The 26,327-nt window shown below is 71.3% G+C and carries 20 protein-coding genes, 4 tRNA genes, 1 pseudogene and 1 riboswitch; of the genes and pseudogenes, 10 read left to right on the top strand and 15 right to left on the bottom strand.

From position 1 onward, the window contains the following. The first annotated feature begins 28 nt into the window (after positions 1–28). Positions 29–1,771: a gamma-glutamyltransferase family protein gene (locus tag HNR30_RS31630; RefSeq protein ID WP_181613693.1), complete on the top strand. Its 1,743-nt coding sequence runs from the start codon at positions 29–31 to the stop codon at positions 1,769–1,771. Here the strand turns inward: HNR30_RS31630 and HNR30_RS31625 are convergent. The 4 genes from HNR30_RS31625 to HNR30_RS31610 are packed head-to-tail and all read right to left on the bottom strand — an operon-like array spanning position 1,753 to position 6,278. Next, positions 1,753–3,096: a pyridoxal phosphate-dependent decarboxylase family protein gene (locus tag HNR30_RS31625; RefSeq protein ID WP_181613692.1), complete on the bottom strand. Its 1,344-nt coding sequence runs from the start codon at positions 3,094–3,096 to the stop codon at positions 1,753–1,755. The genes HNR30_RS31630 and HNR30_RS31625 overlap by 19 nt on opposite strands. A 2-nt stretch (positions 3,097–3,098) precedes the next feature. After that, on the bottom strand, positions 3,099–3,947 hold the full coding sequence (locus tag HNR30_RS31620) for a fumarylacetoacetate hydrolase family protein (protein ID WP_181613691.1): 849 nt from the start codon (positions 3,945–3,947) through the stop codon (positions 3,099–3,101). Further along, positions 3,940–4,842, bottom strand: coding sequence for a 3,4-dihydroxyphenylacetate 2,3-dioxygenase (locus HNR30_RS31615; RefSeq protein ID WP_181613690.1), 903 nt, complete (start codon positions 4,840–4,842; stop codon positions 3,940–3,942). The genes HNR30_RS31620 and HNR30_RS31615 overlap by 8 nt, the downstream gene beginning before the upstream one ends. Continuing rightward, positions 4,830–6,278, bottom strand: a complete 1,449-nt coding sequence (locus HNR30_RS31610; RefSeq protein ID WP_181613689.1) for an aldehyde dehydrogenase — start codon at positions 6,276–6,278, stop codon at positions 4,830–4,832. The genes HNR30_RS31615 and HNR30_RS31610 overlap by 13 nt, the downstream gene beginning before the upstream one ends. A gap of 98 nt (positions 6,279–6,376) precedes the next feature. Here HNR30_RS31610 and HNR30_RS31605 point away from each other — a divergent pair, with 98 nt between their 5' ends. Continuing rightward, positions 6,377–7,819 (top strand): aldehyde dehydrogenase family protein, encoded by a 1,443-nt coding sequence (locus HNR30_RS31605; protein ID WP_181613688.1) that lies wholly within the window; start codon positions 6,377–6,379, stop codon positions 7,817–7,819. Here the strand turns inward: HNR30_RS31605 and HNR30_RS31600 are convergent. Both HNR30_RS31600 and HNR30_RS31595 read right to left on the bottom strand, forming a co-directional pair. After that, positions 7,814–8,590 carry an acetoacetate decarboxylase family protein gene (locus HNR30_RS31600; protein WP_181613687.1) on the bottom strand — a complete coding sequence of 259 codons (777 nt, stop codon included), beginning with the start codon at positions 8,588–8,590 and terminating at the stop codon, positions 7,814–7,816. The two genes, HNR30_RS31605 and HNR30_RS31600, sit on opposite strands and share 6 nt — an antisense overlap. 46 nt (positions 8,591–8,636) lie before the next feature. Further along, entirely contained in the window at positions 8,637–10,325 is a 1,689-nt protein-coding gene (locus tag HNR30_RS31595) for a thiamine pyrophosphate-dependent enzyme (protein ID WP_181613686.1), read from the bottom strand. Between the two features lie 171 nt (positions 10,326–10,496). On the opposite strand from HNR30_RS31595, the gene HNR30_RS31590 reads away from it, so the two are divergent. Then, the gene (locus tag HNR30_RS31590) at positions 10,497–12,038 is read left to right on the top strand and encodes an oxidoreductase (RefSeq protein ID WP_181613685.1); all 1,542 of its coding nucleotides are present in this window, start codon (positions 10,497–10,499) and stop codon (positions 12,036–12,038) included. Here the strand turns inward: HNR30_RS31590 and HNR30_RS31585 are convergent. The 4 genes from HNR30_RS31585 to HNR30_RS31570 all read right to left on the bottom strand — a co-directional run bounded on the left by HNR30_RS31585 (position 11,973) and on the right by HNR30_RS31570 (position 17,484). Continuing rightward, on the bottom strand, positions 11,973–13,067 hold the full coding sequence (locus tag HNR30_RS31585) for a mechanosensitive ion channel family protein (RefSeq protein ID WP_246379607.1): 1,095 nt from the start codon (positions 13,065–13,067) through the stop codon (positions 11,973–11,975). The genes HNR30_RS31590 and HNR30_RS31585 overlap by 66 nt on opposite strands. A 12-nt stretch (positions 13,068–13,079) precedes the next feature. Next, entirely contained in the window at positions 13,080–14,075 is a 996-nt protein-coding gene (locus HNR30_RS31580; RefSeq protein WP_181613954.1) for a ribonucleotide-diphosphate reductase subunit beta, read from the bottom strand. Beyond that, the gene (locus HNR30_RS31575) at positions 14,075–16,228 is read right to left on the bottom strand and encodes a ribonucleoside-diphosphate reductase subunit alpha (RefSeq protein WP_312894770.1); all 2,154 of its coding nucleotides are present in this window, start codon (positions 16,226–16,228) and stop codon (positions 14,075–14,077) included. Before HNR30_RS31575 ends, HNR30_RS31580 begins: the two co-directional genes overlap by 1 nt. Positions 16,229–16,307: 79 nt before the next feature. Next, positions 16,308–16,516: riboswitch (cobalamin riboswitch) on the bottom strand. A gap of 23 nt (positions 16,517–16,539) precedes the next feature. Next, a complete protein-coding gene (locus HNR30_RS31570; protein ID WP_181613683.1) occupies positions 16,540–17,484 on the bottom strand; it encodes a tripartite tricarboxylate transporter substrate-binding protein in 945 nt (314 codons plus the stop codon). A 131-nt stretch (positions 17,485–17,615) separates the two neighbouring features. On the opposite strand from HNR30_RS31570, the gene HNR30_RS31565 reads away from it, so the two are divergent. Further along, positions 17,616–18,311, top strand: a complete 696-nt coding sequence (locus tag HNR30_RS31565; RefSeq protein WP_181613682.1) for a hemerythrin domain-containing protein — start codon at positions 17,616–17,618, stop codon at positions 18,309–18,311. Here the strand turns inward: HNR30_RS31565 and HNR30_RS31560 are convergent, their stop codons facing one another. Then, positions 18,312–18,854, bottom strand: coding sequence for an ArsR/SmtB family transcription factor (locus HNR30_RS31560; protein WP_181613681.1), 543 nt, complete (start codon positions 18,852–18,854; stop codon positions 18,312–18,314). Positions 18,855–18,936: 82 nt separating this feature from the next. Between HNR30_RS31560 and HNR30_RS31555 the strand changes: the two genes are divergently transcribed. Then, a complete protein-coding gene (locus HNR30_RS31555; RefSeq protein ID WP_220134171.1) occupies positions 18,937–20,298 on the top strand; it encodes an alpha/beta hydrolase in 1,362 nt (453 codons plus the stop codon). Here the strand turns inward: HNR30_RS31555 and glmS are convergent. Further along, on the bottom strand, positions 20,285–22,105 hold the full coding sequence (glmS, locus tag HNR30_RS31550; RefSeq protein WP_181613680.1) for a glutamine--fructose-6-phosphate transaminase (isomerizing): 1,821 nt from the start codon (positions 22,103–22,105) through the stop codon (positions 20,285–20,287). The genes HNR30_RS31555 and glmS overlap by 14 nt on opposite strands. Before the next feature lie 16 nt (positions 22,106–22,121). Beyond that, positions 22,122–22,385: a hypothetical protein gene (locus HNR30_RS31545; protein ID WP_181613679.1), complete on the bottom strand. Its 264-nt coding sequence runs from the start codon at positions 22,383–22,385 to the stop codon at positions 22,122–22,124. Positions 22,386–22,596: 211 nt separating this feature from the next. Between HNR30_RS31545 and HNR30_RS49555 the strand changes: the two genes are divergently transcribed. The 5 genes from HNR30_RS49555 (at position 22,597) to HNR30_RS31520 (ending at position 25,067) form a co-directional block, all read left to right on the top strand. Next, a complete protein-coding gene (locus tag HNR30_RS49555; RefSeq protein WP_281389850.1) occupies positions 22,597–24,579 on the top strand; it encodes an N-acetylmuramoyl-L-alanine amidase in 1,983 nt (660 codons plus the stop codon). 106 nt (positions 24,580–24,685) lie between these two features. Beyond that, positions 24,686–24,757, top strand: a tRNA-Gly gene (locus HNR30_RS31535). Between the two features lie 19 nt (positions 24,758–24,776). Beyond that, a tRNA-Cys gene (locus tag HNR30_RS31530) sits at positions 24,777–24,847 on the top strand. A 51-nt stretch (positions 24,848–24,898) separates the two neighbouring features. After that, positions 24,899–24,970, top strand: a tRNA-Gly gene (locus HNR30_RS31525). Between the two features lie 22 nt (positions 24,971–24,992). Next, positions 24,993–25,067, top strand: a tRNA-Val gene (locus tag HNR30_RS31520). Between the two features lie 628 nt (positions 25,068–25,695). Here HNR30_RS31520 and HNR30_RS31515 read toward each other — a convergent pair. After that, on the bottom strand, positions 25,696–26,079 hold the full coding sequence (locus HNR30_RS31515; RefSeq protein WP_181613678.1) for a hypothetical protein: 384 nt from the start codon (positions 26,077–26,079) through the stop codon (positions 25,696–25,698). Continuing rightward, positions 26,076–26,327 (bottom strand): annotated as a pseudogene (locus HNR30_RS31510) (hypothetical protein); the annotation flags it as partial. The pseudogene HNR30_RS31510 and the gene HNR30_RS31515, both read right to left, overlap by 4 nt.

Below are 26,327 nucleotides of genomic sequence, written 5' to 3'. Positions count from 1 at the left end.
ATGTATCGCCTGCGATGGGAGTCCCCTGATGTTCACCACCCGACCCGAGTTGTCCGGCGATTTCGGGATGGTCGCCTCGACCCACTGGCTGGCCTCCGCGACCGGGATGAGCGTGCTGGAGCGCGGCGGCAACGCCTTCGACGCCGCGGTCGCCGCCGGTTTCGTGTTGCAGGTGGCCGAGCCGCACCTGAACGGGCCCGGCGGTGAGGTGCCGATCCTGCTGTGGGACGCGCGGGAGGAGCGTGTGTCGGTGGTCTGCGGCCAGGGGGTGACGCCGGCCGCGGCGACGCTGGAGCACTACGCGGGGCTCGGCCTCGACGTGGTGCCGGGCACCGGGCTGCTGGCGGCGACGGTGCCCGGCGCGTTCGGCGGGTGGCTGCTGATGCTGGAACGCTGGGGCACCTGGCCGCTGGCCGACGTGCTGGCCCCGGCGATCTTCTACGCGGAGCGGGGCGTGCCGATGTTGCCGCGCATCGCCGACACGATCGCCCGCGTGGAGCGGCTGTTCCGCGATGACTGGCCGACCTCGGCGGCGACGTGGCTCGGTCACGGCGACCGGCTGGCCAACCCGGTGCTGGCGCGGACCTACCGCGACCTGGCCGAGCGGGCCTCGGCCGCCGCCACCCGCGAGGCGGGCATCGCCGCCGCCCGCGACGCGTGGTACCGGGGCTTCGTCGCCGAGGCCGTCGCCGAGTTCAGCCTGAAGACGGCCTGGCGTGACAGCTCGGGCGGCGTGCACGGCGGGCTGCTGTCGGGCGACGACCTGGCCTCGTGGGAGGCGTCCGTCGAGGAGCCGCTGACGTTCGGCTACCGGGGTCACACCGTCTGCAAGACCGGTCCGTGGGGTCAGGGGCCGGTGTTCCTGCAGCAGCTGGCCCTGCTCGACGGCTTCGACCTGGACGCCGCGGGCTTCCTGTCGGCCGACTACGTGCACACCGTGATCGAGTGCGCCAAGCTGGCCTTCGCCGACCGGGAGGCCTGGTACGGCGACGCGGACGTGCCCGTGGACGACCTGCTCGGCCTGCCGTACAACGCGGAGCGGCGGGGCCTGGTGGGTGAGAGCGCCGGCCGCGAGCTGCGGCCCGGCTCCCCGGGTGGCCGGTCGCCGCGGCTGCCGCGCCTGCCGGGAGCACGGGTGCGGGCGCAGGCCGGGACGGGCGAGCCGACGGTGGGGCGCGACGGGAGCGTGCGGGGCGACACCTGCCACGTGGACGTGGTCGACCAGTGGGGCAACATGGTGTCGGCCACGCCCAGCGGCGGCTGGCTGCAGAGTTCGCCGGTCATCCCGTCGCTGGGGTTCTGCCTGGGCACCAGGGCGCAGATGTTCTGGCTGGAGGAGGGCCTGCCGGCGTCGATGCGGCCGGGCGTGCGGCCGCGCACGACGTTGTCGCCGTCCTTCGCGCTGCGCGACGGCGCGCCGTGGCTGGCCTTCGGCACGCCGGGCGGCGACCAGCAGGACCAGTGGAGCGTGAACTTCTTCCTGGCGCTGGTCCACGGCGGCCTCAACCTGCAGGAGGCGATCGACGCGCCGATGTTCCACTCCGAGCACTTCCCCAGCTCCTTCTTCCCGCGTACGGCGCGGCCGGGCGTGATGCACGTGGAGGAGCGGCTCGATCCGGCGGTCGTGGCCGAACTGCGGCGGCGCGGGCACGAGGTGGAGGTGCTGGGCCCGTGGTCGCTCGGGCGGCTCAGCGCGGTCGCGCGTGACGGCGGTTTCCTGAAGGCGGCGGCCAATCCCCGCGGCGCGCAGGGTTACGCCGTGGGCCGCTGACCGGCCAGCGACTCGACGGCGGCGTGCAGCGAGTCCACGACCAGCTCCGACTCGGGTTTCATGAGCACGCTGCGCATGACACGCCCGTGGGTGGTGTCGAGTGCGATCGCCGGGTGGCGGGCGGCCATCGCCTGGCGACCGACGGTGAAGGTGCTCAGGTGGAGGCCCTCCGCCATGCCGTCGTCGAGCATGCGGGCCGAGAGCCGGTCGATCCGGCCGAGGGTCGCGGCTTTCGGGAAGTAGGTCACGATGTCGAGCTCGGGCGGCTGGTAGAGCTCCAGGACCTGCGATCCGGACAGCAGCGAGGCCCAGCGCACGGCGGCGCGGCGACCCGCGGCCAGCACCTCGCCCAGGCCTTCCCTGGTGAGCGGGAGCAGCCGCAGCGTGAACCAGAACGCGGCGGCCGACGCCCCGGCGCGTGAGCACTCCAGGCTGATCTCGCCCAGGTGCAGCTCGTCGGAGGTGAAGTAGGTGTAGGGCGAGTCGTGCACGTAGAAGCGGCCCACGGCGGGGTCGCGGAAGAGCACGGCTCCGCACCCGTACGGCTGCAGCCCGTGCTTGTGCGGGTCGACCACGACGGAGTCGCATCCGGCGATCGCCCGCCACGGCGCCGCGTCGAGGTCCGTCCCGGCCAGCAGCGCGAAGAACCCGCCGTAGGCGGCGTCGACGTGCACGCGGGCGCCGTACCTGCGGGCGAGCGGCAGCGCCTCGTGCACGGGGTCGATCGCCCCGAGCCCGGTCGTGCCGGTGGTCAGCACGACGGTGCCGATCCGGCCGGTGCGCAGCAGGTCCTCCAGGGCGCCGAGGTCCATGCGGCCGCGGTCGTCGGCGGGCACGGCGTGGCCTTCGACGCCGAGCACCCGGCACATGCGGGCGTGGGTGTAGTGGGCCTCGGCGCCGTAGGCGATGCCGAGCCCGGGGTGCAGTTCGCGGGCGACGAACAACGCCTCCAGGTTGGCGATGGTGCCGCTGCTGGTCAGGTGGCCCAGGTGGGTGCCGAAGCCGAACATGGCGGCCAGCAGCGCGACGGTCTCCCGTTCCATCGCGGCGGTGGCGGGGCCGCCGTCGAGCGCGTGGTTGTTGGGGTTGATCAGCATGGCGGTCAGGTAGCCGACGACGGCCGCGGGGTGCGGCGGCTTGAGCATCTGGCCGGCGTAGCGGGGGTGGAAGAAGGGGTAGTTGTCGTGCAGCCTGGCCACGAGGGCGTCGAAGGCGGGCTCGACGTCCTTGACCGCCAGCGAGGGGTGGCGTTCGAAGGGCCCGTGCCCGGCCTCCCACTCCTCGATCGCGCTCACGGCGCGCTCCAGCCAGTGCCGCAGGTCCATGGTCAATCCCTTCGAGGCGCCCTGATGCCGCGGAACTCCCAGTCGCCGCCGAGCGCGGTGGAGAGCACCTCTTCCGAGGCGGTCGGCTGCGCTCCGACGTCGGCGCGGATGGCCGCCGGCCCGGCGACGACCCTGTTGGCCAACGTACCCAGCCCCTCGACGGAGACTTCGACCAGGTCGCCGGGCTGCACGGGCCGGGATCCCGCCGGGGTGCCCGACAGGAGCACGTCGCCCGGGTGCAGGGTGATCGTCCTGGCGATGTCGGCGACGAGGTAGTGCATGTCCCAGGCCATCTCGTCGGTGCCGCCGTCCTGGACCACGGCGCCGTTGACGCGGGTGGTGAGGCGTTTGCCGCGGAAGTCCCAGCCGGTGACCAGGCCGGGGCCGAGCGGGCAGAGCGTGTCGGAGCCCTTGACCCTGAGCATCGATCCGGCGTCGGTGTCGCGGAAGTCGTGCAGGCCGAAGTCGTTGGCGATGGTGTATCCGGCGATGTGGTCGGCCGCCTGCCGAGGCGAGACGTTGCGGCAGGTGCGTCCGATGACGATGGCCACCTCGCCCTCGTAGTTGAGGTAGCGGCAGCCTTCCGGCCTGACGACGGCGCCGTTGTGGGCGTTGAGCGAGGAGGTCGGCTTGTGGAAGTAGGTGGGTGTGGCGGCGAGCCGGACCTGGAACTCCTCGACCCGGCTGCGGTGGTTGAGATGCACGGCGATGATCTTCGATGGGGTGACGGGTGGCAGGTGCACGGCGTCGTCGGCCTTCACCCTGCGCCCGTCGCCCGCGACCAGTTCCTCCCCCTCCCGCGTGACGTCGGTGACCGCGCCGTCGAGGAGGATCCTGCGGTGTTCAGGCATGCCAGCCGCCTTCCGGCCGGTCGAACCACAGGTGCACCTGCCCGGTGCCGACCGAGTTCTCGTAGTCGCTGTAGCGCCTGGCCGGGGCGGTGCACGCCGATTCGCCGAGCGCGCCGATCATCATCAGGTAGTGGCCGAAGCGCGCCTCGGGCTTGACCGTGAGGAAGTGCGGCATCGTGTCGAGCACCTTGGCGTGCTCGCCCGCCTCGAACCAGGCGATGCGCTCCAGGTCGGCCTCGCGCGCGGCGGCCGTACGGATGTGGGACGGGTCGCTCGGCTCGTGGTCGCGGATCTCGCGCAGCGGCCAGAAGGTGTGGCTCAGCGCGCCGGAGGCGATCAGCACGACCTTGCGGTCGCTCGCCTCGATGGCGGCGCCGAGCGCCCTGCCCAGCCGCAGGAAGTCCTCGGTGTCGGCGGTCTGGCAGACGCCGACGGAGATCCAGCGTTTTCCTTCGGCGCCCAGGTAGGGGTCGTCGGGCACGCCCAGGTAGCGCCACAGGTTCACGGTCGCGTAGTAGATCGGCAGGTAGGGGTCGTCGACGGCGGTGATCCAGGTGCCGTGCGGTCCGGCCTGGGCGGCGACGGCGTGCGCCAGCTCGGGATCGCCGGGGATGTCGTACGGCACGCGGCACATGCCGCGCGGCAGCTCCTCCGAGGTGTAGAGCCCCGCCCTGCGCCGGTGCGCGGTGACGACAAACTCGACGGTGGTGGCCCAGTGGGAGTCGAGCACCACGACGGTGTCGTAGTCGAGCGTGTCGAAGACCTCCGCCCGCAGCCGCCGCAGCCCCGGCACGAGGCTGATCTCGCGGCCCTCGTTGAGCTCGCGCCTGGTGACCTCGGGCAGCACGATCGTGGGGACGTGCGACAGCAGGCCGGCGGCGGCTATCTCACCCATGGCGCGCTCACCGTGTTCTTGACGTCGCAGTAGAAGTCGAAGCTCCAGTCGCCGCCTTCGCGTCCGACGCCCGACCGGCGCGAGCCGCCGAAGGGGGCGCGTAGGTCGCGCACGAAGAAGCAGTTCACCCAGACCGTGCCCGCGACCAGCCGGCCGGCGACCCGTTCGGCCCGCTCGGGGTCGCCCGTGACGACCACCGCGGCCAGGCCGTAGGTGGTGTCGTTGGCCATGGCGACGGCCTGCGCCTCGTCGTCGAAGGTCTGGAGGGTCAGCACGGGGCCGAAGACCTCCTCGGTGAGGATCTCCGTGCCGGGCTCGACGTCGGTCAGGAGCGTGGGCGGGTAGAAGAACCCCTGGCCGGTCGTGGGGCGGCCGCCGCCGATGAGCGCGCGGGCGCCGCCGGCCAGGGCGCGGCGCACGAAGCCGTCGACGCGCTCGACGTGGCGGGGGTGGATGGAGGGTCCCACGTCGGTCTCCTCGTCGCGGGGGTCGCCCTGCACGAGGGCTCGGGCGCGTTCCAGGAACCGGGCGGTGAACTCCTCGGCGACCGCCGACTCGACCAGCAGCCGGGTCGCGGCCAGGCACACCTGCCCGGCGTTGTCGTACTGCTCGACCGCCAGGTCGGCGGCCTGGTCGAGGTCGGCGTCGGCGAAGACGAGGAGCGGCGACTTGCCGCCGAGCTCCAGGCTGAGCGGGGTGAGGTTGGCGGAGGCGAGCCCGGCGATCCTGCGTGCGGTCGGCACCGAGCCGGTGAAGCTGATCCGCCGCACCCGGGGGTCGGCGACCAGGGGCTCCCCCACCTCGGCTCCGTAGCCCTGCACGACGTTGAGCACGCCGGGCGGCAGCCCGGCGGCGTGGGCGATGTCGGCCAGCAACGAGGCGGTCAGCGGCGACCATTCCGCCGGTTTGAGCACGACGGTGTTGCCCGCCGCGAGGGCCGGGGCGATCTTCCAGGTGGCCAGCATGAGCGGCGCGTTCCACGGGGTGATGAGGGCGCAGGGACCGGCCGGGTCCCAGCTGACGTGGTTGCGGTGGCCCCGGGTCTCGAAGTCCTCGCGGCCCAGTTCCAGCAGCCAGTCGGCGAAGAAACGGAAGTTGTGCGCCACCCGGGGCATGACGCCTCGCCGGTGGGAGCGCAGCAGGGCGCCGTTGTCGGTGGTCTCCACGGCGGCCAGTTCTTCGAGGCGCTTGTCGACGCCGTCGGCGATGGCGTGCAGGAGTGCCGCCCGTTCCTCGCGCCCGATGGCCGCCCATCCGGGGAAGGCGTGCGCGGCGGCGGCGACGGCGGCCGAGGCCTCGGCGGCTCCTCCTCGGGCGATGTGGGCGATCACCTGCCCGTCGATGGGCGACACATCGGCGAACGTCTGCGAGGAGGCGACCCGCTCACCGCCGATCCAGTGCCGGGTGTCCACCTCCACTCCGGCGACCCGCGTCATCACGACCTCCACCGTTTGGTTCCGAACAAACTAACCACTCCCGAAATGCCCGGTCAAGGCACTATTGTTTGGGTCCGAACAGTCCCACCGGAGGCCCCATGATGGACGTGCCCGGCTGGCTGGATCTGGCCGCGACGCTCGACCTGCCCCGCTCCGGAGCCGGTCCCGCCTTCCCCGTCGTCTCCCCGCGCGACGGCACGGTCGTCGCGCACGTGCCCGACGGCGGCCAGGCCGAGGTCGACGCCGCCGTCGCCGCCGCGCGGCGGGCCTTCGACCACGGTCCGTGGCCGCGCATGGCACCGGCCGAGCGCGGCCGGGCCCTGCTGGCCCTGGCCGATCAGGCCGAGCGCCACCGCGACGAGCTGGCCCTGCTCGTCTCGCTGGAGATGGGCAAGCCGATCACCGACGCGCACTCCATCGAGCTGCGCGCCCTGATCTCGACGCTGCGTTTCTACGGAGAGCTGGCCGGCAAGGGCGCCGACGAGCTCCCGCACACCGGCCCCGACGCCCTGGCGATGGTCACGCGCGAGCCCTCCGGCGTGGTCGCGGCGGTCGTGCCGTGGAACTTCCCGCTGACCCTGGCCGGATGGAAGATCGCCCCCGCCCTGGCGGCGGGCTGCACCGTGGTGCTCAAGCCGTCGGAGCGCTCCCCGCTGTCGGCGCTGCGCCTGGCCGCCCTGGCCCGCGAGGCCGGGCTGCCCGACGGCGTGCTGAACGTCGTCACCGGTGACGGACCCGCCGCCGGCCGCGCCCTCGGCCTGCATCCCGGCGTCGACGTGCTGGCCTTCACCGGCAGCACCGAGACCGGGCGCCATTTCCTGCGCTACAGCGCCGACTCCAACCTCAAGCGCGTCTGGCTGGAACTGGGCGGCAAGTCGCCGAACATCATCTGCCCCGACGCGCCCGACCTGGAGCGGGCCGCCGCGACGGCCGCGTGGGGGGTCTTCTTCAACGCCGGCGAGATGTGCACCGCGCCCTCGCGCCTGCTGGTCCACGCCGATGTGGCCGACCAGGTCGTCGACGCCGTCGTGGAGAAGGCGCGGGCCCTGCGGCTCGGCGACCCCCTCGACCCGGCCACCGAGATGGGCCCCCTGGCCGGCCGCGCCCACCTGGAGCGGGTGCGCGGCTACGTCGACGCGGGGCGGCGCGAGGGCGCCAGGCTGCGGTCCGGCGGCGGTCACGACGGGCTCTTCCACGAGCCGACCGTCTTCGACCGGGTGAGGCCGGGTATGGCCGTCGCCCGCGAGGAGATCTTCGGTCCCGTGCTCTGCGTGCTCACCTTCACCTCCGTCCAGGAGGCCGTCCTGATGGCCAACGACAGCCCGTACGGCCTGGCGGCGGGCCTGTGGACCGCCGATCTGGGTACCGCGATCACCGTGAGCCGTTCGCTGCGCGCCGGCACGGTCTGGGTCAACTGCTACGAGGAGGGCGGCCTCAACGTCCCCTTCGGCGGCTACAAGCAGTCGGGCAACGGCCGCGACAAGAGCGTGCACGCCCTGGAGAAGTACACCGAGCTGAAGACCACCTGGATCCAGCTATGACAGCACCCTCCCGCCGTTCCACGTCACCCCGACCTGGCGGTAGTAGGCGCCGATGATCTCGTGCGCCTCCAGGCGGGCCAGTTCCTCGGTCGGCGACTCAAACAGCGCCAGCGTGGCCTCGGCCGCCCACGGCGTGCCCGCCTCGAAGGCGGCGGCCCCCGACTCGACCAGCTCGTCGAGAGGCGCCTGACCGCCGGGTTCGATGCTCGGCATCCAGCGGTGGTGTGCCATGGGATGGGCGTTGACGAAGCCGTTCGACTCCGACGGACCGGTCAGGGTGATCACCGCCTCGGCCAGGCGGCGGTCGGCGGCGGCCAGGGTGGCGCCGAACCTGGCGCCCGGCTCGATGCGCGGGGCCGGGCCGAAGGGGTGAGGCCTGGTCTGGTGGATGGAGCCGAGCTTCTTCGGATAGCCCTGGTGCAGGCCCCTGGCCAGGGCGAAGTCCTTGTCGACCCAGATGTAGACGCACCGGGAGTAGGTGCGGCCCTCGAAGGAGCAGCGCACCACGGCGAAGCACTCCTTGTACTGCGCGCGCACGGGGTCCAGGAGCTCCTCGCCCGTGTCTCCGCACGACTGCCAGTCGGCCCAGATGAGCGCGACCGCGCCGGGATCGTCGGCCGCCGGCAGGAGCGGGGCGGGCAGCAGCTCGGCCACGCGGGCCGGATCGGTGCGGTACTCCACCGTGATCAGATCGCCGGAGTAATGCCAGGGCGGCGCGGGGACGAGCGAGGCGAGTCCCGTCGCCGTCCGCGGATACAGGAAGCCTTTCATTTGGATCCGTACAGTAGCCTTTCCGCCGCATGCGGCGCCAGAGTCCTCATGGGCGGAACACCGTGTCGGGCACGACCGCCACGTCCAGCAGCAGCGGCTCGGTGCGGGTGGGCAGGGTGGGCACGACCTCGTCCAGCACGGCCAGCAGGTGGTCGTGGTCCTCGACACGGATCGCCGGGCAGCCGAACGAGCGGGCCAGGCCGCTCAGGCTGACCTCCTCGAACGACGGCCACGGCGCCTTGCCGCCCTCGTGCATGTCGGCCAGGCGGTCCATGACGGCGTAGCGGCCGTTGGCCAGGACCACGAAGAGGGCGCCGACCTGGTAGCGCACGGCGCTCCACAAGGCCTGGACACCGTAGATCGCCGAGCCGTCCCCGACCACGGCGACCATCGGGCGCTCGGGCGCGGCCATGCGCAGGCCGACCGCGGCGGGCAGGGCGAACCCCAGGCCGCCCATCGCCGCCGAGACGAAGCCGAGGGGGCGGCGGGCGGGCAGGATCCGGTGCAGGTCGGGCCGCGATGAGGGGGTCTCCTCGACGACGACGGTGTCGGGCGCGAGCCGTACGGCAAGCGCGGCCAGCACGTGACGCGCCGACATCGGCTCGCCCGGACCCGGCCCCGTCACGCCGGGATCCCGCTCGCCCGTCCTCCACGTCCTTCCGGCCTCGGCCGGGACGCCGAGCTCGGCCAGCAGTCCCTCGCAGACCGTGGCGGGCGGGCCGAGCACCGCCAGGTCGGCCGGGCTGCGGTGGGCCTCGGCCGGGTCGTCGGTCACCACGGCGATCCGTGTGCCCTCCTCCACCAGCGGCCCCGGCTGGTACGGGTAGTGCCGCAGCGCCGCGGCGCCCACCACCAGCACCAGGTCGTGCCCGCCGAGCGCCGCCCGCTGCTGGGCCCGCCCGGCGGGCAGCACCCCCGCGTGGAGGGCGTGGTCCTGCGGGAATCCGGCCCGCGCGCCGAACGACTCCTGCCACACCGGGCACCCCAGGTGCTCGGCCAGCGCCACGAGCGCCGCCCACGTGCGCGAGGAGTCGGCGCCCGACCCGGCGACGATGACGGGCGTGCGCGCCTCGGCGACCAGGGCGGCCAGCTCGGGCACGACGTCGGCGGAGGAGTGCAGGTCGATGGCGAGCACGTCGCGCATGTCGGGCGCGGCCGAGGTGCCGAGCGTGTCGCGCAGTTCGGGGGGCCGTCCGGCGCGGATCAGCTGCCGGGGCGCGGCGATCACCTCGTGCGGGTCCATCTCGGCCGGCCAGTCGTCCATGGGCACGACGACGAGGGCGGGCCCGCGCCAGGTCTGCGCCTCGTGCCAGGCGCGCGCGATGGCGCCCGGCACGTCCTGGGCGCGCGGCGGCTGGTCGAACCAGACCGGGTAGTCGCCAGCCAGCCCCGCGAGCCGTCCGGTAAGGAAGGGCTCCAGGGCCAGGTGCCGCCGGTCCTGCTGCCCGACGATCACCACCAGCGGGGCGCGGTTGACCCGGGCCGTGGCGATCGCCCCCACGGCGTTGCCGAGCCCGGCCGTGGTGTGCAGGAGGGCCAGGGCCGGGCGCCGGGTGGCGATCGCCACGCCGGTCGCCATGCCCACCACCGACCCCTCGTGCAGGGCCAGGACGAACGAGAGGTCGTCGGGCAGCCCGCACAGCAGGGGCACCTCGGTGGAACCCGGGTTGGCGAACAGGGTGGTCATGCCGTGGCGCCGCAACACGTCGAAGGTCACGTCTCGAACCGTCAGCATTGTCGTCCAAATTTGTTCGGAGAACGAATCGTGAATCACATGCTCTGCGTTGCCGCGAACGTAGGCGCTGATGGAGGCGGCGTCAACCAGTGATCACGAGGTTCGCATGTCGAACGACCATACGCTCTATGGTTTCCTAGAGGTAACCATGCGGCCGGGTAGTCTGCTGGGGTGCGAAGATCGAGACGTCTGACCGCGGCCGAGCGAACGTTATGGTCCGCCTTCCCCTCGGGCGACTGGGTCGATCTGCGCACCGGCGACCGCGAACACGACGACCCGGCGCAGGCGCACACCTGGGGCCGCGAGCGCCAGATCCGCGCGGAGGTCATCACCGAGCTGCTCATGGGCGCCGCCGAGCGCCAGCCGGGCCGGGTGCCCGCCCTGCGGCTGGCCGGCGCGCGCGTCGTCGGCGACCTCAACCTGTCGGAGTCGACGCTGGAGACGACGCTCCACCTGCTCAACTGCCACGCCGGAGCCGTCGACCTGACCGACGCCACCACCAGGAGCGTACGGCTGCGCGGTTGCGAGCTCGACCGCGTGATCGCCAGCAGGGCGCAGGTCAGCGGAGTGCTCGACCTCAACGGCTCGACGATCGCCCACGGGGTGCGCATCGACAACGCGCGCATCGAGGGCCAGCTGCGCATCAGCCACGCCACCGTCGGAGCACCGCCGCCGCCCGCCTCCTCCACCGAAGGCGGCCACTACGACGTGCGCGAGCCGGAATCACCCCTGGTCGGACGCTCCCAGCACGAGTGGGCGATCTGGGCGGGCGGCGTCGCCGTCACCGGCGCGGTGTTCCTGCGCGAGCTGACCGCCACCGGCGGCATCCGCATGATCGGCGGCGCCTTCCCCGGCGGCCTGTACCTGCGCGGCTCGCAGATCACCGCCCTGGGCCCCGTCGCGATCAACCTCGACTACTGCACGGCCGGAGCGGTCGAGCTCGACGACGGCTTCACCGCCCGCGGCACCGTGCGCATGCGCAGCGGCACGATCACCGGCACGCTCTTCATCTCCGACGCGACGCTCATCGCCGAGGAGCGCAGCCTGCACGTCACCCACATGCAGATCGACGAGCTGGTCCTGCTCCCCCGCCACATCGAGGGCGAGGTCAACCTGCGCTACTCCCGCATCGGCGTGCTGTCCGACCGACCGGGCTCCTACCCCTCCCGGGTGATGCTCGACGGCCTGACGTACGAGTCGATGCGCGGCACCTGGCGCGTCGACGAGCGCATCGCCTGGCTGGCCCGCGACACACGCGGCTACCGGCCGCACCCGTACGAGCAGCTGGCCGCCTGGTACCGGCGCATCGGCCACGAGAGCGACGCGCGCCGGGTGCTGCTGGCCAAACGCCGCAGGCAGACCGGCACCCGCCGGCCCCGCGCCCGCATGGCGGGAGCCCTCCTCGACGTCACGGTCGGGTACGGCTACCGCAGCTGGCTGGCGGGCCTGTGGGCGGCGCTGCTGCTCACGGCCGGCACCCTGGTCTTCTCCACCTGGCGGCCCACCAAGGTCGACCCCGACGAGATGCGCACCTTCTACCCGTTCGTCTACACGCTGGACCTGCTCGTGCCGGTGAGCGTCTTCGAGGCGCGCGGCGCGTGGGAACCGGTGGGGTGGACGGTGTGGGTGGCGTGGACGCTGATCGTCTCAGGCTGGGTCCTGGCCACCGCCCTCATCGCGGGCGCCACCCGCATTCTGCGCCCGGGGGCCTAGCTCGATCCGGAAGCTGGGCAGCGTGTGCGGGTAGCGGGTGCGGATGAACTCCACCAGGTGCTCGCGCGCGTCGCACTTCAGGTCCCACACCGAGGCCGAGTCGGCCGCGCTCATCAGGGCCCGCAGCTCGACCAGGCCGTTGGGCAGGATGTCGGTGATCTGCAGGGTCCAGTCCTTCTGGTCCCAGAGCGGGTGCTCCTTGACGAAGGCGTGCAGCTCCTCCCGCAGCTCGGGCACCGGCACCGACCAGTCGACCCGCAGGTAGACGTGGCCGATGACGCGGCTGCCGTGCCTGGTCCAGTTCTCGAACGGGTTCTGGGTGAAGTACGACACCGGGAAGACCAGCCGCCGCTCGTCCCACGAGCGGACCACGACGTAGGTGAGGGTGAGCTCCTCGATGCGGCCCCACTCGTTGTTGACCACGACCACGTCGTCGAGGCGCAGCGCGTCGCTGAAGGCCAGTTGCAGCCCGGCGAGCATGTTGCCGATCGTCGACTGGGCGGCGATGCCGACGATGGCGCCCGCGATGCCGGCCGAGGCGAGCAGCCCGGTGCCGAGCGCGCGCACCTGGGGGAAGCTGAACAGGATCGCGCCCAGGGCGATGACCACGATCACGGCGGCCGCCACCCGCCGCACGAGGGTGATCTGGGTCCTGATGCGGCGGGCGCGGCGGTCCTTCTCGCCGTCGATGCGTTCCAGCTGGTTGAGCACCACGTCGGTGACGGCGTAGGTGGCCTGGATGACCAGCCAGGTCGCGGCGACGATGGTGAGCAGGCCCAGCACGTGGTCGACCTGGGCGGCGGCCTCCTTGCCCTCCGCGTCGGTGCCGAACATGTTGGGCAGGAAGCCGATGTTGAAGGCCACCAGGACGGCGACCGCGAAGCCCGGCCAGACGCAACGGCGCAGGAACGGCTCGGCCGCCGACCACTTGGTGGTGGCGCGGATGAGCAGTCTCCGGATCAGCTCGACCACGATGACGGCTCCGAGAACGCCGCCGGCCAGGTTGAGCAGATTCTGGGACAAACTCATAGTCCAATCACATCAGAAAGCCTCGTCAAAGGTCACATTGCCCTCGACGGCCACCTGGTAGGCGGAGACACGCCGTTCGAAGAAGTTCGCGAGTTCCTGGACGTCCTGCAACTCCATGAACGCGAACGGGTTGGCGGTGCCGTACCTGCGGCCGAAACCGAGGCGGGCCAGGCGCTGGTCGGCGACGTACTCCAGGTACTGGCGCATCTGCTCGGCGCTCATGCCGGGCATGCCGTCGCCGCACAGGTCGCGGGCGAAGGCGAGTTCGGCGGCGACCGCCTCCTCCAGCATCTCGACGACCTGCTTGTCCAGGTCGGCGTCGAACAGGCCGGGCTCCTCCGCGCGCACGGTGTCGACGACGCTGAAGGCGAACTCCATGTGCATGGACTCGTCGCGGAAGACCCAGTTCGTCCCGGTGGCCAGGCCCTGGAGCAGGCCGCGGGAGCGGAACCAGTAGACGTAGGCGAAGGCGCCGTAGAAGAACAGGCCCTCGATGCAGGCGGCGAAGCAGATCAGGTTGAGCAGGAAGGCCCTGCGGTCCTCGCGGGAACGCAGCTCGCGCAGGTCGCCCAGGGAGTCGATCCACTTGAAGCAGAAGTCCGCCTTGTCGCGGATCGAGGGGATGTTCTCGATGGCGGCGAAGGCCTTGATCCGCTCGTCCAGGTCGGGCAGGTAGGTGTCGAGCAGCGTCAGGTAGAACTGCACGTGCACGGCCTCTTCGAACAGCTGCCTGCTGAGGTACAGGCGCGCCTCGGGGGCGTTGACGTGCTGGTAGAGGTTGAGCACCAGGTTGTTGGCGACGATCGAGTCGCCGGTGGCGAAGAAGGCCACCAGCCGGTTGATCAGGTGACGCTCCTGGGCGGTCATCCTGGGCAGGTCGGCCAGGTCGGTGTGGAGGTCGACCTCCTCGACCGTCCAGGTGTTGCGGATGGCGGCCCGGTAGCGCTCGTAGAAGTCCGGGTAGCGCATCGGGCGCAGGGTCAGGTCCATTCCGGGGTCGAGCAACATCACTGGCACGCCTCGCAGTACTCGGGGTTCTCAAGGGAGCAGGCCACGGCCTCCTGGGCGGTGACCGTCGTCTGGGCGATGCGCGTCGCGGGGCGCGAGCGCAGGTAGTAGGTGGTCTTCAGGCCGCTCTTCCAGGCGTAGGCGTACATCGACGAGAGCTTGCCGATGGTGGGGCTGGCCATGAAGAGGTTGAGCGACTGCGACTGGTCGATGTACGGCATGCGCGCCGCCGCCAGGTCGATCAGCGCCTTCTGGGGAAGCTCCCAGGCGGTGCGGTAGAGCAGGCGCAGGTCGGCGGGGACGCCGGGGATGTCCTGCACGGACCCGTCGGCGCGCTTGATCGCGTCGCGCATCTCCTGGGTCCACAGGCCGCGCTCCTGGAGGTCGCGCACGAGGTAGCGGTTGACCTGGAGGAACTCACCCGACAGGGTCTCGCGCTTGAAGACGTTGGAGACCTGCGGCTCGATGCACTCGTAGCATCCGGCGATGGAGGCGATCGTCGCGGTGGGCGCGATCGCGATCATCAGGGAGTTGCGCAGGCCCGTCTTGGCGATCTTGGAGCGCAGCGCGGCCCACGCGACGCTCGTCGCCGCGCCGTAGTGGTCGGGATGCAGCACGCCCTGGAAGGCCCGCGTGTCGCCGTACGAAGGGTGCGGCCCGCGCTCGACCGCGAGGTCGGCGGAGGTGTCGTAGGCGGCCAGCGCGATCTCCTCGGCGATCCGCGTCGACAGCTCCTGGGCCTGCGGGGAGTCGAAGGGCAGGCGCAGGGCGAAGAAGACGTCGGCCAGGCCCATCACGCCCAGCCCGATCGGCCGCCACTTCCTGTTGGCGCGCTCGGCCTCGGGCGTCGGGTAGAAGCCGAGGTCGATGGTCTTGTCGAGGAACCGTACGGCGGTGCGGACGGTCGCGCGCAGCCGGGCGAAGTCGACGCCGCCTCCGGCCACGTGCGCGGCCAGGTTGATCGAGCCGAGGTTGCAGACGGCGGTCTCGGCGTCGCTGGTGACCTCGAGGATCTCGGTGCACAGGTTCGACAGGTGGATGACGTTCTCGGGCCGCGCGGTCTGGTTGGAGGTGCGGTTGGCGGCGTCCTTGAACGTCATCCAGCCGTTGCCGGTCTGGGCCAGGGTGCGCATCATCCGGCCGTAGAGGGTGCGGGCCGGGATGGTCCTGGTGGCCAGGCCTTCGGCCTCGGCCCGGCGGTAGGCCTGGTCGAAGGCGTCGCCGTACAGGTCGGTCAGGTGCGGGACGGCCTTGGGGTCGAACAGCGACCAGTCGGCGTCGGCCTCGACCCTGCGCATGAACTCGTCGGGGATCCAGTTGGCCAGGTTGAGGTTGTGCGTGCGGCGGGCCTCCTCGCCGGTGTTGTCACGCAGCTCCAGGAACTCCTCGATGTCGGCGTGCCAGGTCTCGAGGTAGACGCAGGCGGCCCCCTTGCGGCGCCCGCCCTGGTTGACGGCGGCGACGCTGGAGTCGAGGGTGCGCAGCCAGGGCACGATGCCGTTGGAGTGGCCGTTGGTTCCGCGGATGAGCGAGCCGCGCGAGCGCACCCTGGTCCACGCGATGCCGATGCCTCCGGCGTACTTCGACAACCGCGCGACCTGGGCGTAGCGGTCGTAGATGCCCTCGAGCTCGTCGCGCGGCGAGTCGAGCAGGAAGCACGACGACAACTGCGGCCGCCTGGCACCGGAGTTGAACAGCGTGGGCGAGGACGGCAGGTAGGCCAGGCCGGACATGAGCCGGTAGAGCTCGGCGGCCTCCTCGACGCTGTCGGACAGGCCGCAGGCCACCCGCAGGAAGAAGTGCTGTGGGCGCTCCAGCACCGCGCGGGTGGCGGGGTGGCGCAGCAGGTAGCGGTCGTAGACGGTGCGCAGGCCGAAGTACTCGAAGCGCTCGTCGGCGTCGTCGTCGACGAGGGCGTTCAGCTCCTCGGCGTGGGCGGCGACGAAGGCGGCCAGGGAGTCCTGGACGAGTCCTTCCGCGTGGGTGGCGGCGATCGAGTCGGAGAACGACCGCACCCCGTGCGTGGCCGCCTCGTCGGCGATCTCCTCGGCCAGCAGGCCGGCGGCGACCCGGGAGTTGGCCGGATCGGCGATCACCCGTGCCGCGGCCTCCTCGATGGCCAGCCTGCGGTCGGCGGAAACGATCTGTGTCACGCTCTCTCCTCGCGAGCTCTTCCCCGTATGAGGGCAGGCAGGCGAGCACGGAGCTCCCTGGAGCCGCCCTCGAGGCCCATGGATGGACACGTCGCTGGCAGGTCTTCGGACTCGTGGGCTCGGCAATGCTTCCTACTGGCCGTCGCTTCCCAGGCGCGTGATGCGCCCAGTGCTCGATGACGGCGGTCGTTCCCACTCACCGCTGCGGGGCAGTCCCCGATTTCCACGGGGTTCCCTTTTGCTCCGCCACCCTGGTGTGGGCGGCGAACCAGCAACGGGCAGGATCCTACATCTAGTGGCGGAGACCGCAACTACCCCCGGTATGTTGTGGCGGGCGTGTCGAGCAGTCCGAGATCGATGAGCACGTCCCTGATACGGTCGACCTCCGAGGTCAGCCAGACGCGGAAGTCGTCGCCGCTGAGCGGCATCGGCGTCCAGCCCCGGCTGCGGCAGGCGTCGAGCCACTGGTCGGAGTAGGCGGCCTCGTCGCAGGCCGCCATCGCGGCCTGCCGGGCGGGGTCGGCCATGTCCTTCGGGCCGAAGGCGGCGCACCACTCGGCGAAGTCGACCCGGACGCCGCACTCCTTGAGCGTCGGCGCGTCGACCTCGGGGACCCGTTCGTCGGTCGAGACGGCGAGCACCCGGACGCGGCCCTGGTCGAGGTGCGTCCGCCAGGCGTCGAGGGTTCCCGCGGCGGCGGCCGCGGCGCCGTTGAGCAGGGCCGGGGAGGAGTCTGCGCTGGCGGCGTAGCCGGAGTAGTCGACCAGGCGCGAGTCGGCTCCCAGACCGCGCGCGATCAGGCCGAACAGCACGTGGTCGGTCTCCCCCGTGGGGCCTCCGGCCAGGAAGGTGCGGGCGGGGTCGGCGACCAGTTGCGCGGCGAAGGCGTCGAAGTGGCTGAACGGCGAGCCGGCCGGCACCACCACGACGACGGGCTCGCCGGCCAGGCGCGCCAGCGGGGTGGCCACCTCCAGGATCGGGCGGCCGTGGTTGAGCTCCGCGGCGGCCAGGGCGGGCAGGCCGGTGACGGTGATCGTGGTGATCGGCCCGGTGGTGTCGCGTACCGCGAGGGGGAAGCCCCGCTGCTCCAGGGCCCTGCCGTACGCCTGGGCCATCGGCGTCCACGGCGCGGCGGCGGCCACCACCGAGACAGGCCCCAGCTGCGACGGCGTCCCCGGCCCCGAGCCGCAGGCGGCCAGGCCCACGGAACCGGCGGCCACCCCCAGCCCCAGCGCGAAGAACTGCCGACGCCGCATGGACACTCTCCCCCGACGATCTACCTGTTACCAGAGGTTATGCACAGATCACGGCGAGTTACACATCGATCCGAGATAGTGACAAATCAGGATTGGAGTCACTTCCAAGTGGGCTGCCGCACCCTGGCGGCATGACTCAACTGATGCTCCCCGGCCAGGCCGCCGCGCCCGCGGGACCGGTCGACCTGAGCGCCATGTACATGGTGCACCACGCCTTCCGCCGCGACCTGACCGCCTTCTGCGAGGCCGTCGCCCGCGTCCCGATCACCGAGCGCGCCACCTGGCGGGCCCTGGCCCGGCGATGGGACCGCTTCCAGCAGATCCTGCACAAGCACCACACCGGTGAGGACACCGCCCTGTGGCCGTTACTGCGCGAGCGCGCCGCGGGCGACCTGCACGCGCTGGCCACCCTCGACGGGATGGAGAGCGAGCACGCCGAGATCGACCCGCTGCTGGTGGCCTGCGATGCCGGGTTCGGCCGGCTGGGCGAGCACGCCGACGAGGACGCGCGCGACGCGCTCCTGGGGCGGCTGCGCACGCTGGCCCAGCGCCTGCACCGGCATCTGGAGCACGAGGAGAGCGAGGCGATGGCCCTGGTGCAGCGCCTGCTGTCGCAGGCCGACTGGGAGCGGCTCGACAGGGAGTTCCAGTCCGCGTACGGCATGCGCGAGCTGCCGTTCATGGCCTCGTGGGCGTTGTACGGCCTGCGCGGCGAGCAGCTGCGCGAGGTGCTCGCCAAGATCGACAGCAAGCCGCTGGAGCTGCTGTGGTCGTGGTGGTGGCGGCGCTCGTTCGAGCGCGGCGAGAAGGAGGCCTTCGGGCGATGATCAGTCGTCGGCCGGGACGGTGAAGAAGCGCAGCTGGACCGGCCTGGACCCCTCCGTGCGGCGCTCCTGGTAGGCGCGCAGCAGCCGCATGTAGTCGTCGAAGAACTCGCGCACCTCGGCCTTGGTCAGCCAGGCGAGCCCGCGCGAGGCCAGCACCCGGTCGGGGTCGGCGGCGTAGGCGGCCGGCAGGCTGTCGAGCAGCCGCCGGTCCTCCTCCAGCGCCACGCGGTGGAACGCCATGAGCGCGTCGCGGCCTTCCGGGGCGAGCTGGTCGGGTGTGGGCAGGCGGATGTCCCCGGGTCCGCTCCTGCGCCACCAGCGCTCACGGCCCGCCGAGCGTTCGGGGATCTCCTCGATGAACCCGTACTTCTCCAGCTGGCGCAGGTGGTAGCTGGTCGTGCCGGTCTTGGCGCCGAGCAGGTCGCCGAGCGTCGTCGAGGTGGCGGGGCCGTGCACCTCGAGGTGGCGCAGCATCTGCTGGCGCATCGGATGGGCCAGGGCTTTCAGCCTGGCCGGGTCGTCGAGCATCCACGGCTCCTCCATGGGGATGACCTTACTCCTTCCACCGAACGATTTCTGCAGACAATTGTTTGCAGAGAACTCTCGGCAGAGTAGCGTCGGCGACATGCTGAAATCTCTCCTCTTAGCGCTCGTCATGAGCACGACGCCGCCTGCCGTACCGGCGGACCTGACCACGACGGAGGTCAGCTTCCCCGGCCACGGGATCACACTGCACGGCACCGTCGTCTCCCCCGCCGACGCCAGGCCGGGCCGTCCCGGCATCGTGCTGATCCACGGCTCGGGCAGCGGCAACAAGCGCACGACCCTCATGGCCGAGGCGACGGCCTTCGCCCGGCAGGGCCTGTCCGTCCTGGTCTACGACAAACGATCGGCCGGCTACTCGCTGACCAGGCGCAGCTACCAGGAGCTGGCCACCGACGCGCTCGGCGCGGTGGGCGCCCTGCGCGCCCGGCCCGGCGTCGACCCCGGCAAGGTGGGTGTTCTCGGCATCAGCGAGGGCGGCTGGGTCGCCCCGCTGGCCGCGTCGCGCTCGCCGCAGGTGGCGTTCGTGGTGACCGTGGGCGGCAACGCGATGCAGCCGCTGCGCCAGCAGAGCTGGGCGATCGCCGACTCGCTGCGCCGCGCCGGGGTCTCCGGGTCGCTGCCCGGCCACGCCGTGCCCTCCTTCTACCGGCTGCTGGCCGACGGCGGCATGTTCGCCGAGGCCTACCACGACGCGACGGGCGTGCTCGGCCGCGTGCGCCAGCCGGTGCTGGGCATCTGGGGCGACGGCGACCTGCTCACCCCGCCGCAGGAGACGCCGGAACTGATGGCACGCGCGCTCTCCCACGACCACTACACGCTGCGGATCTTCGCCGGGGCCGAGCACGCGGCGCACGTCACCCCCGACGGAGGCGTCACCCGCTCGGCGGAGCTGGCGCCAGGGTACGCCGAGAGCGTCGGCCGCTGGGTGGGCGAGGTCACGTCGGGACGGCTGCCCGGCGGGGAGCAGGTGGGCACGCTCCCCCGCCAGACGTCGCTGACCGTGCCGGTGCCCCCGATGGCCTGGTGGGAGTCGGCGGCGGCGCAGCTCGCGGCGCTCGCGCTCTTCGCGGTGATCCTCGCGGGATACCCGCTCTGGGCGCTCGCGCGACGCGTGCGGGGCGGGAGCGTCCGGGGCAGCAGGGCGGCACGGGTGCTCGCCCTGCTGGCCCCGCTGACCGCCTTCGGCGCGCAGGCCTACCTGATGTACCTGGTGATCACCGGGGCCGAGCTGGCCACGCCGGGCCCGCTGCTGTTCGGCCGCCCGCTGCTGTGGCTGGGGCTGCAGCTGCTGGCGGTGGCGGCGCTCGTGGCCGCCGTGCTGACCGTGCCCGCCTGGCGGCGGGCACGGGGCTCGGAGAGGGTACGGCTCGGCGTCCTGCTCACCGGTGGAGCGCTGTTCCTGCCGTGGGCCCTCTACTGGGGCCTGCTCACTCCACTGTGACGCTCTTGGCGAGGTTGCGAGGCTTGTCCACGTCCCGCTCCAGCGCCACGGCCGCGTGGTAGGCCAGGAGCTGCAGCGGGATGGTGAGCAGGATCGGGTCGAGCTCGATCTCGTTCTTGGGCACCACGATCACGTCGTCGGCCAGGTCCGCCTCGGGCTCGCGGTGACCGACCATGAGCACCTTGCCGCCGCGGGCGCGGATCTCGCCCAGGGTGGTGAGATTCTTGTCGAGCAGCTCGTCGTCGGGGACGATCGCCACGGTCGGCAGCTCGGGGTTGATCAGCGCGAGGGGCCCGTGCTTGAGCTCGCTGGCCGGGTAGGCCTCGGCGTGGATGTAGGAGATCTCCTTGAGCTTCTGGGCACCCTCGCGGGCCACCGGGTAGCCGCGCACCCGGCCCACGAACATCATCGACGGGTGGTGGGCGTACTTCTCCGCCAGCTCCTTGAACCTGTCGCCCTGCTTGAGGATCTCCTCGATCTGCTCGGGCAGCTTGCGCAGGCCCGCGCAGATGCGGCGGCCGTCGGCGGGCGACAGGTCGTGCACCCGGCCGAAGTGCAGCGCGATCAGCGCGAAGGCGACCGCGGTCGAGGTGAAGGCCTTGGTGCTGGCGACGGAGACCTCGGGGCCGGCGTGCAGGTAGACGCCGCCGTCGACCTCCCGGGCGATGGCGCTGCCGACCGCGTTGACGATGCCGATGACCCGGCCGCCCTTGCGCTTGAGCTCCTGCACGGCGGCCAGGGTGTCGTAGGTCTCGCCCGACTGGCTGATCGCGACGTAGAGCGTGTCGGGGTCGACGACGGGATTGCGGTAGCGGAACTCGGAGGCGGGTTCGGCGTCGGCGGGGATGCGGGCCAGCTCCTCGATGAGCTGGGCGCCGATCTGGCCGGAGTAGTAGGCGCTGCCGCAGCCGATGATCTTCACGCGGCGGAAGGAGCGGGTCTCGCGCGGGTCCATGTTGAGCCCGCCCAGGTGGGAGACGTGGAAACGCTCGTCGATGCGGCCGCTCAGGGTGCGCGCGACCGTCTCGGGCTGCTCGGAGATCTCCTTGAGCAGGTAGTGCTCGTAGCCGCCGGTGTCGTAGTGGCCGGCGTCCCAGTCGACGGTCAGCGGCTCCTTGGCGGTCTCCAGGCCCTCGGAGGCGAAGGTGTGGAAGCCGTCGGCCTTCAGCACGGCCAGCTCGCCGTCCTCCAGGTGCACCACCTGGCGGGTGTAGCGGACCAGGGCGGCCACGTCGGAGGCGGCGAACATCTCCTTCTCGCCGATGCCCAGGACGATCGGGCTGCCGTTGCGGGCGACCACGACCTCGCCGGGGCGCTGGGAGTCGATGACGGCGATGCCGTAGGTGCCGACCACCCGCTTGAGCGCCAGCCGTACCGCCTCCTCCAGGGTGGAGGTCTCGTCGACGGTGGCGGCCAGGAGGTGCGCCAGCACCTCGGTGTCGGTCTCGGAGACGAAGACGACGCCGTCGGCCTGGAGCTTGTTGCGCAGCTCCGTGGCGTTCTCGATGATGCCGTTGTGCACCACGGCGATGCGCTCGTCGGACGAGAGATGCGGGTGCGCGTTCACGTCGCTCGGCACGCCGTGCGTGGCCCAGCGGGTGTGGCCGATGCCGGTCTTGCCCTTGAAGCTGGCGGGCACGAGCTTGGCCAGGTCGGCGACCCGGCCCTTGGCCTTGCGGACCTTCAGGCCCTTGTTGGAGACCACGATCCCGGCCGAGTCATAGCCCCGGTACTCCAGGCGTTGCATGCCCTCCAGCAGGATGGGGGCGGCGTCCTTCGGTCCCACGTAGGCGACGATTCCGCACATTCCTGGAAATCTCCCTCTATCCGTAGACGATCCGGCGCAGCTGCCTGAGCGACAGCTCCGGGGCCGACACGCGGCGCGCCGGCAGTTCTGCGGCGATCCTGGGGAAGATCTCATCGTTGGTCAGGCCGCGGCCCTTCAGCTCACGGTGCCGGCGGCGGACGAACTCCTCGGCGGGTTCGGAGAAGTACGCCAGCACATCGGCGACCACGCGCGCCGCCTCTCCTGGGCCCAGCGGACTGGTCCTGGTGAGGTGGGCGATGAGGTCCTCGTAGGGATGCACGTCCTGGACCGTACCCACGCTCGCGCGCTTTCTCCAACATCCTGCCCGAAATCGGGCAAGAATTGGCCCAAGTCGCGCCTGGATCGTCGCCTGGCGGCGATTCGAGTCGCCGACGGCCCCGCAGACCTCATGCGCATCACCCGACCCGGGTGAACCACCTTCAACAGGGCATGATTACTCTATGTAGCACTTCCGACACACTGGAGTGACCATGCCCCTTTGGATCGTCCCCTTGGTCCTCGCCGGCACCATCGCCCTCCCCGGCCACCAGCCGGGGGGACGCCAGGGCGACTTCGAGTCGGCGGCGCGAGAGTACGGCGTGCCCAGCAACGTGCTGATGGCGCTGTCGTACCTGGAGTCACGCTGGGACGGCAACGCCGGACTGCCCAGCACGGCGGGCGGCTACGGGCCCATGCACCTGATCGGCGCCGCGCCCGAGGGCCACGAGGAGGACCGCCGCGGCGACACCTCCCGGCCCATGCCCGCCCCGCCCACCCAGGTGGCGGGCGCCACCCTGGCCGAGGCCGCGGCGCTCACCGGGCTCGCGGTGTCGCGCCTGCGCGACGACCCGGCGGCCAACATCCGCGGCGGCGCCGCGGTGCTGGCCTCCTACCGGGGGGCGCGTTCCTGGAACGTTCCCACGGATTGGTACGACGCGGTCGCGCGGTACGGGGGGTCGCGCGCGTTCGCCGACGAGGTCTTCGCCGTCGTGCGCTCGGGCGCCGAGCGGGTCACCGACGACGGGCACCGGGTACGGCTGGAGCCCTCGCACTCGGTGCCGCCCCCACCCGCCCGCGACCCCCAGCGCGCCACCGCGGGCCAGGCCGGGGGCCAGGCTGGGGGCCAGGGCTTGGGGCAGGGCTCGGGCCGCGGGTCGGGCCAGGCCGCTGGTCAGGCCTCGGGCCAAGCGTCCGGCCAGACCTCGGACCGAGCGTCGGGCCAAGCATCGGGCCAAGCGTCGGGCCAGACCTCGGACCGAGCGTCCGGCCTGGCCTCAGGGCAGAGCTCGGGCCAAGCCGCGGGGCAGGCCGAGTGCCCCGCCTCCCTCGCCTGCGAGTGGATGCCCGCCGCCTATGCCAAGGTGGGCCGGCACGACTACGGCAACCACGACCGGGTGCGCGGTACGGCACGGCGGGTCGACTACATCGTGGTGCACGACACCGAGGGCTCCTACCGGGGCATCCCGACGATGGTGCGTGACCCCAAGTACGTCAGCTGGCACTACTCCATCCGCTCCCACGACGGACATGTCGCCCAGCACGTGCCGACCTCCGACATCGCCTGGCACGCGGGCAACTGGGACATCAACAGCCGCGCCATCGGCATCGAGCACGAGGGTTTCCTGGCCAAGGGAGGCACCTGGTACACCGAGGCGATGTACCGCTCCTCGGCGCGGCTGGTGCGGTGGCTGGCGGCCAAGTACGACGTGCCGCTCGACCGCGCCCACATCATCGGCCACGACAACGTGCCGGGCACCAACGCCAAGACCCTGCGCGGCATGCACGAGGACCCCGGGCCCTTCTGGGACTGGGCACGCTACTTCGCCCTAATGCGCGCACCCTTCACCGCACACACCGGAACCTCGGTGATCATCCGGCCGGACTTCGACACCAACCACCAGACCTTCACCGGCTGCTCGCGCAAGAAGCCCGCCTGCCCGGCGCAGGGCTCGTCGACCGTGTGGCTGCGCACCGCACCGCGCGCCGACGCTCCCCTGGTGGGCGATCCCGGCAAGCGCAACCCCGGCACCTACAGCGTCTACGACCACAGCGCCCGCGCCTCCACCGGCCAGCGCTACGCCGTGGCGGAGCGAAGCGGCGACTGGACGGCCATCTGGTACCTGGGGCGCAAGGCCTGGTTCCACAATCCCGCCTCCCGGCCCACCGCCATCCCGGCCTCAGGGGCCCTGGTCACACCGCTGCGCGACTCGATCCCGGTGTTCGGCCGCGCCTACCCGGAGAAGTCGGCCTACGGCGCCAAGGCGTCCTACCAGAAGCACCTGCGCCTGCCGTACACCCTGAGCTCCGGCCAGAGCTACAGCCTGGGCCAGACCCTCGCCGGGTCGTACTACGCGGCCAACTCCTTCGACCCGCGCCGCCACGTGCTCGTCCGGGGGAAGCTCCGCTACCACCAGATCCAGCTCGGTCACCGCGTGATGTTCGTGAAGGCCAGAGATGTGAGAGTGATCGACTAAAATACGGACATTTAGGACGGCTTTCCGCGCTTGCGGCGCTCGATGCGCACACGCACTCCCCAGAGACGATAAGGTTTTCACGTGGCCAGCCAACCGCAGGCCACACGCGGAAGTGGCTCAGGGGTAGAGCATCACCTTGCCAAGGTGAGGGTCGCGGGTTCGAATCCCGTCTTCCGCTCGGAGTGGTTGTAACTCCTGGTGGAGTGGCCGAGAGGCGAGGCAGCGGCCTGCAAAGCCGTCTACACGGGTTCAAATCCCGTCTCCACCTCGGTGCCGGATCACGGGCTTCCGCGATCCGCTACAGTAGTGCAAGCGCCATGCGGAAGTGGCTCAGGGGTAGAGCATCACCTTGCCAAGGTGAGGGTCGCGGGTTCGAATCCCGTCTTCCGCTCGGAGTCTCTTCGGAGACTTTTGGACGATTAGCTCAGCGGGAGAGCGCTTCCCTGACACGGAAGAGGTCACTGGTTCAATCCCAGTATCGTCCACCATCTTTTCTCCCCTTTCCAAGCATGGGCTTCCTAGGAGCGGGCGCTTCGCGCCTGGCGAGTCAGGCTCCCCTCATTGGGGGCCGAGCCCCCAAACCCCAGCCGGGGCTGCCGCCCCGGACCCCGCATTGTCACCCGCCTCGAACGGTAGCCAACCCTTTGTCGAGAGCGTGACCGCTTCCCGCCGCGCCATTCGCTGCAGAGCTCGACGGAACTGAGTACTGCCTCGCATTCGTTCGCAGGAAATGCGAAAGGACCGCCGAGGAAGCCTCTTATCGACCCTCCTGTGGTGGGGGCTGGCTGGATTGAGCCTGGTCGTTAGCAACATCGTCTTGATGATTGGCAGCCTGCGTCTTTCAGGTGAGCGTGCTCTGCGTCATCCATTACAAACGATCAGGTCACAGCTGGTTGGGCACCATCATGCGAAGCCTTCGACGCGGCTTCCAAGCGCTCTGGCAAGGCATGTCTTAGAACTCACGAATCGCTTGCTTCCCGGCCATCGAGTTCTGCTGACTCGGCTGTCACCATCCAGCCCTGCAGGACCGCAGGGTCGTCGACCTGGGCGCCTTCGAACACGGTCTGCCTGCCGACTGAGGCCGATGCGGCTCAGTACTCCAGTGACACTTTTAGATCATGACTGCTGGCCGGATGCGCCCTCCTGGGCGATGAGAAATCGGTAGCCCTCGATCATGGCGTTGAACGCCCACTCACCCCATGGCGCGTGGCGTAGTTCTTGAGTCACCACTCCGGCTGCCTGGTGCTGCTCGTGGACCTTCTCCACGCCGTCATCGAGCCGAATGTAGACCTCGACACCTGCGCCGCGGTGGTCGCGAGCGGCCGCTGGAAGGAATCGTTCGTCGTCGACGCCCAGCATGACTTGGGCATCACCGAGGCTCACGCAGGCAAGGCGGTCATCGGAGTCTGGCGGCGTGGCGAACACCAGCTCCCAGCCCGCCCGCTTGAAGGACTCGGCAGCACGGTAGGGGTCGTTGCAGGCGAGGATCACGGAGATCATGCGACATAACTTCGTGCTCCAATGGCGTCGCGCCATCGTGGTTGGGATCTGCGCCGGTATTGGCGGCGGCGTCCTTGTGACCAGTGCAGCACCTGCCGGGTGGTGCGGCACCGGGTCGGGATGAGGACGGCCAGCAGGCGGCGGATCTCGGGCACGGTCAGCGGAAGGTGCTCCTCGTCGCAGGCGGGCTGAAGCGCGGCGAAGGTGGCCAGCACGGCCGGAGCGAGCACGGCCGGAGCGAGCACGGC

It is taken from the genome of Nonomuraea soli (genome assembly GCF_013761175.1).
In the GTDB taxonomy this organism is placed as follows: domain Bacteria; phylum Actinomycetota; class Actinomycetes; order Streptosporangiales; family Streptosporangiaceae; genus Nonomuraea; species Nonomuraea soli.
The sequence above is the reverse complement of the archived record's forward strand: the minus strand, read 5'-3'. Positions and strand labels throughout refer to the sequence as shown.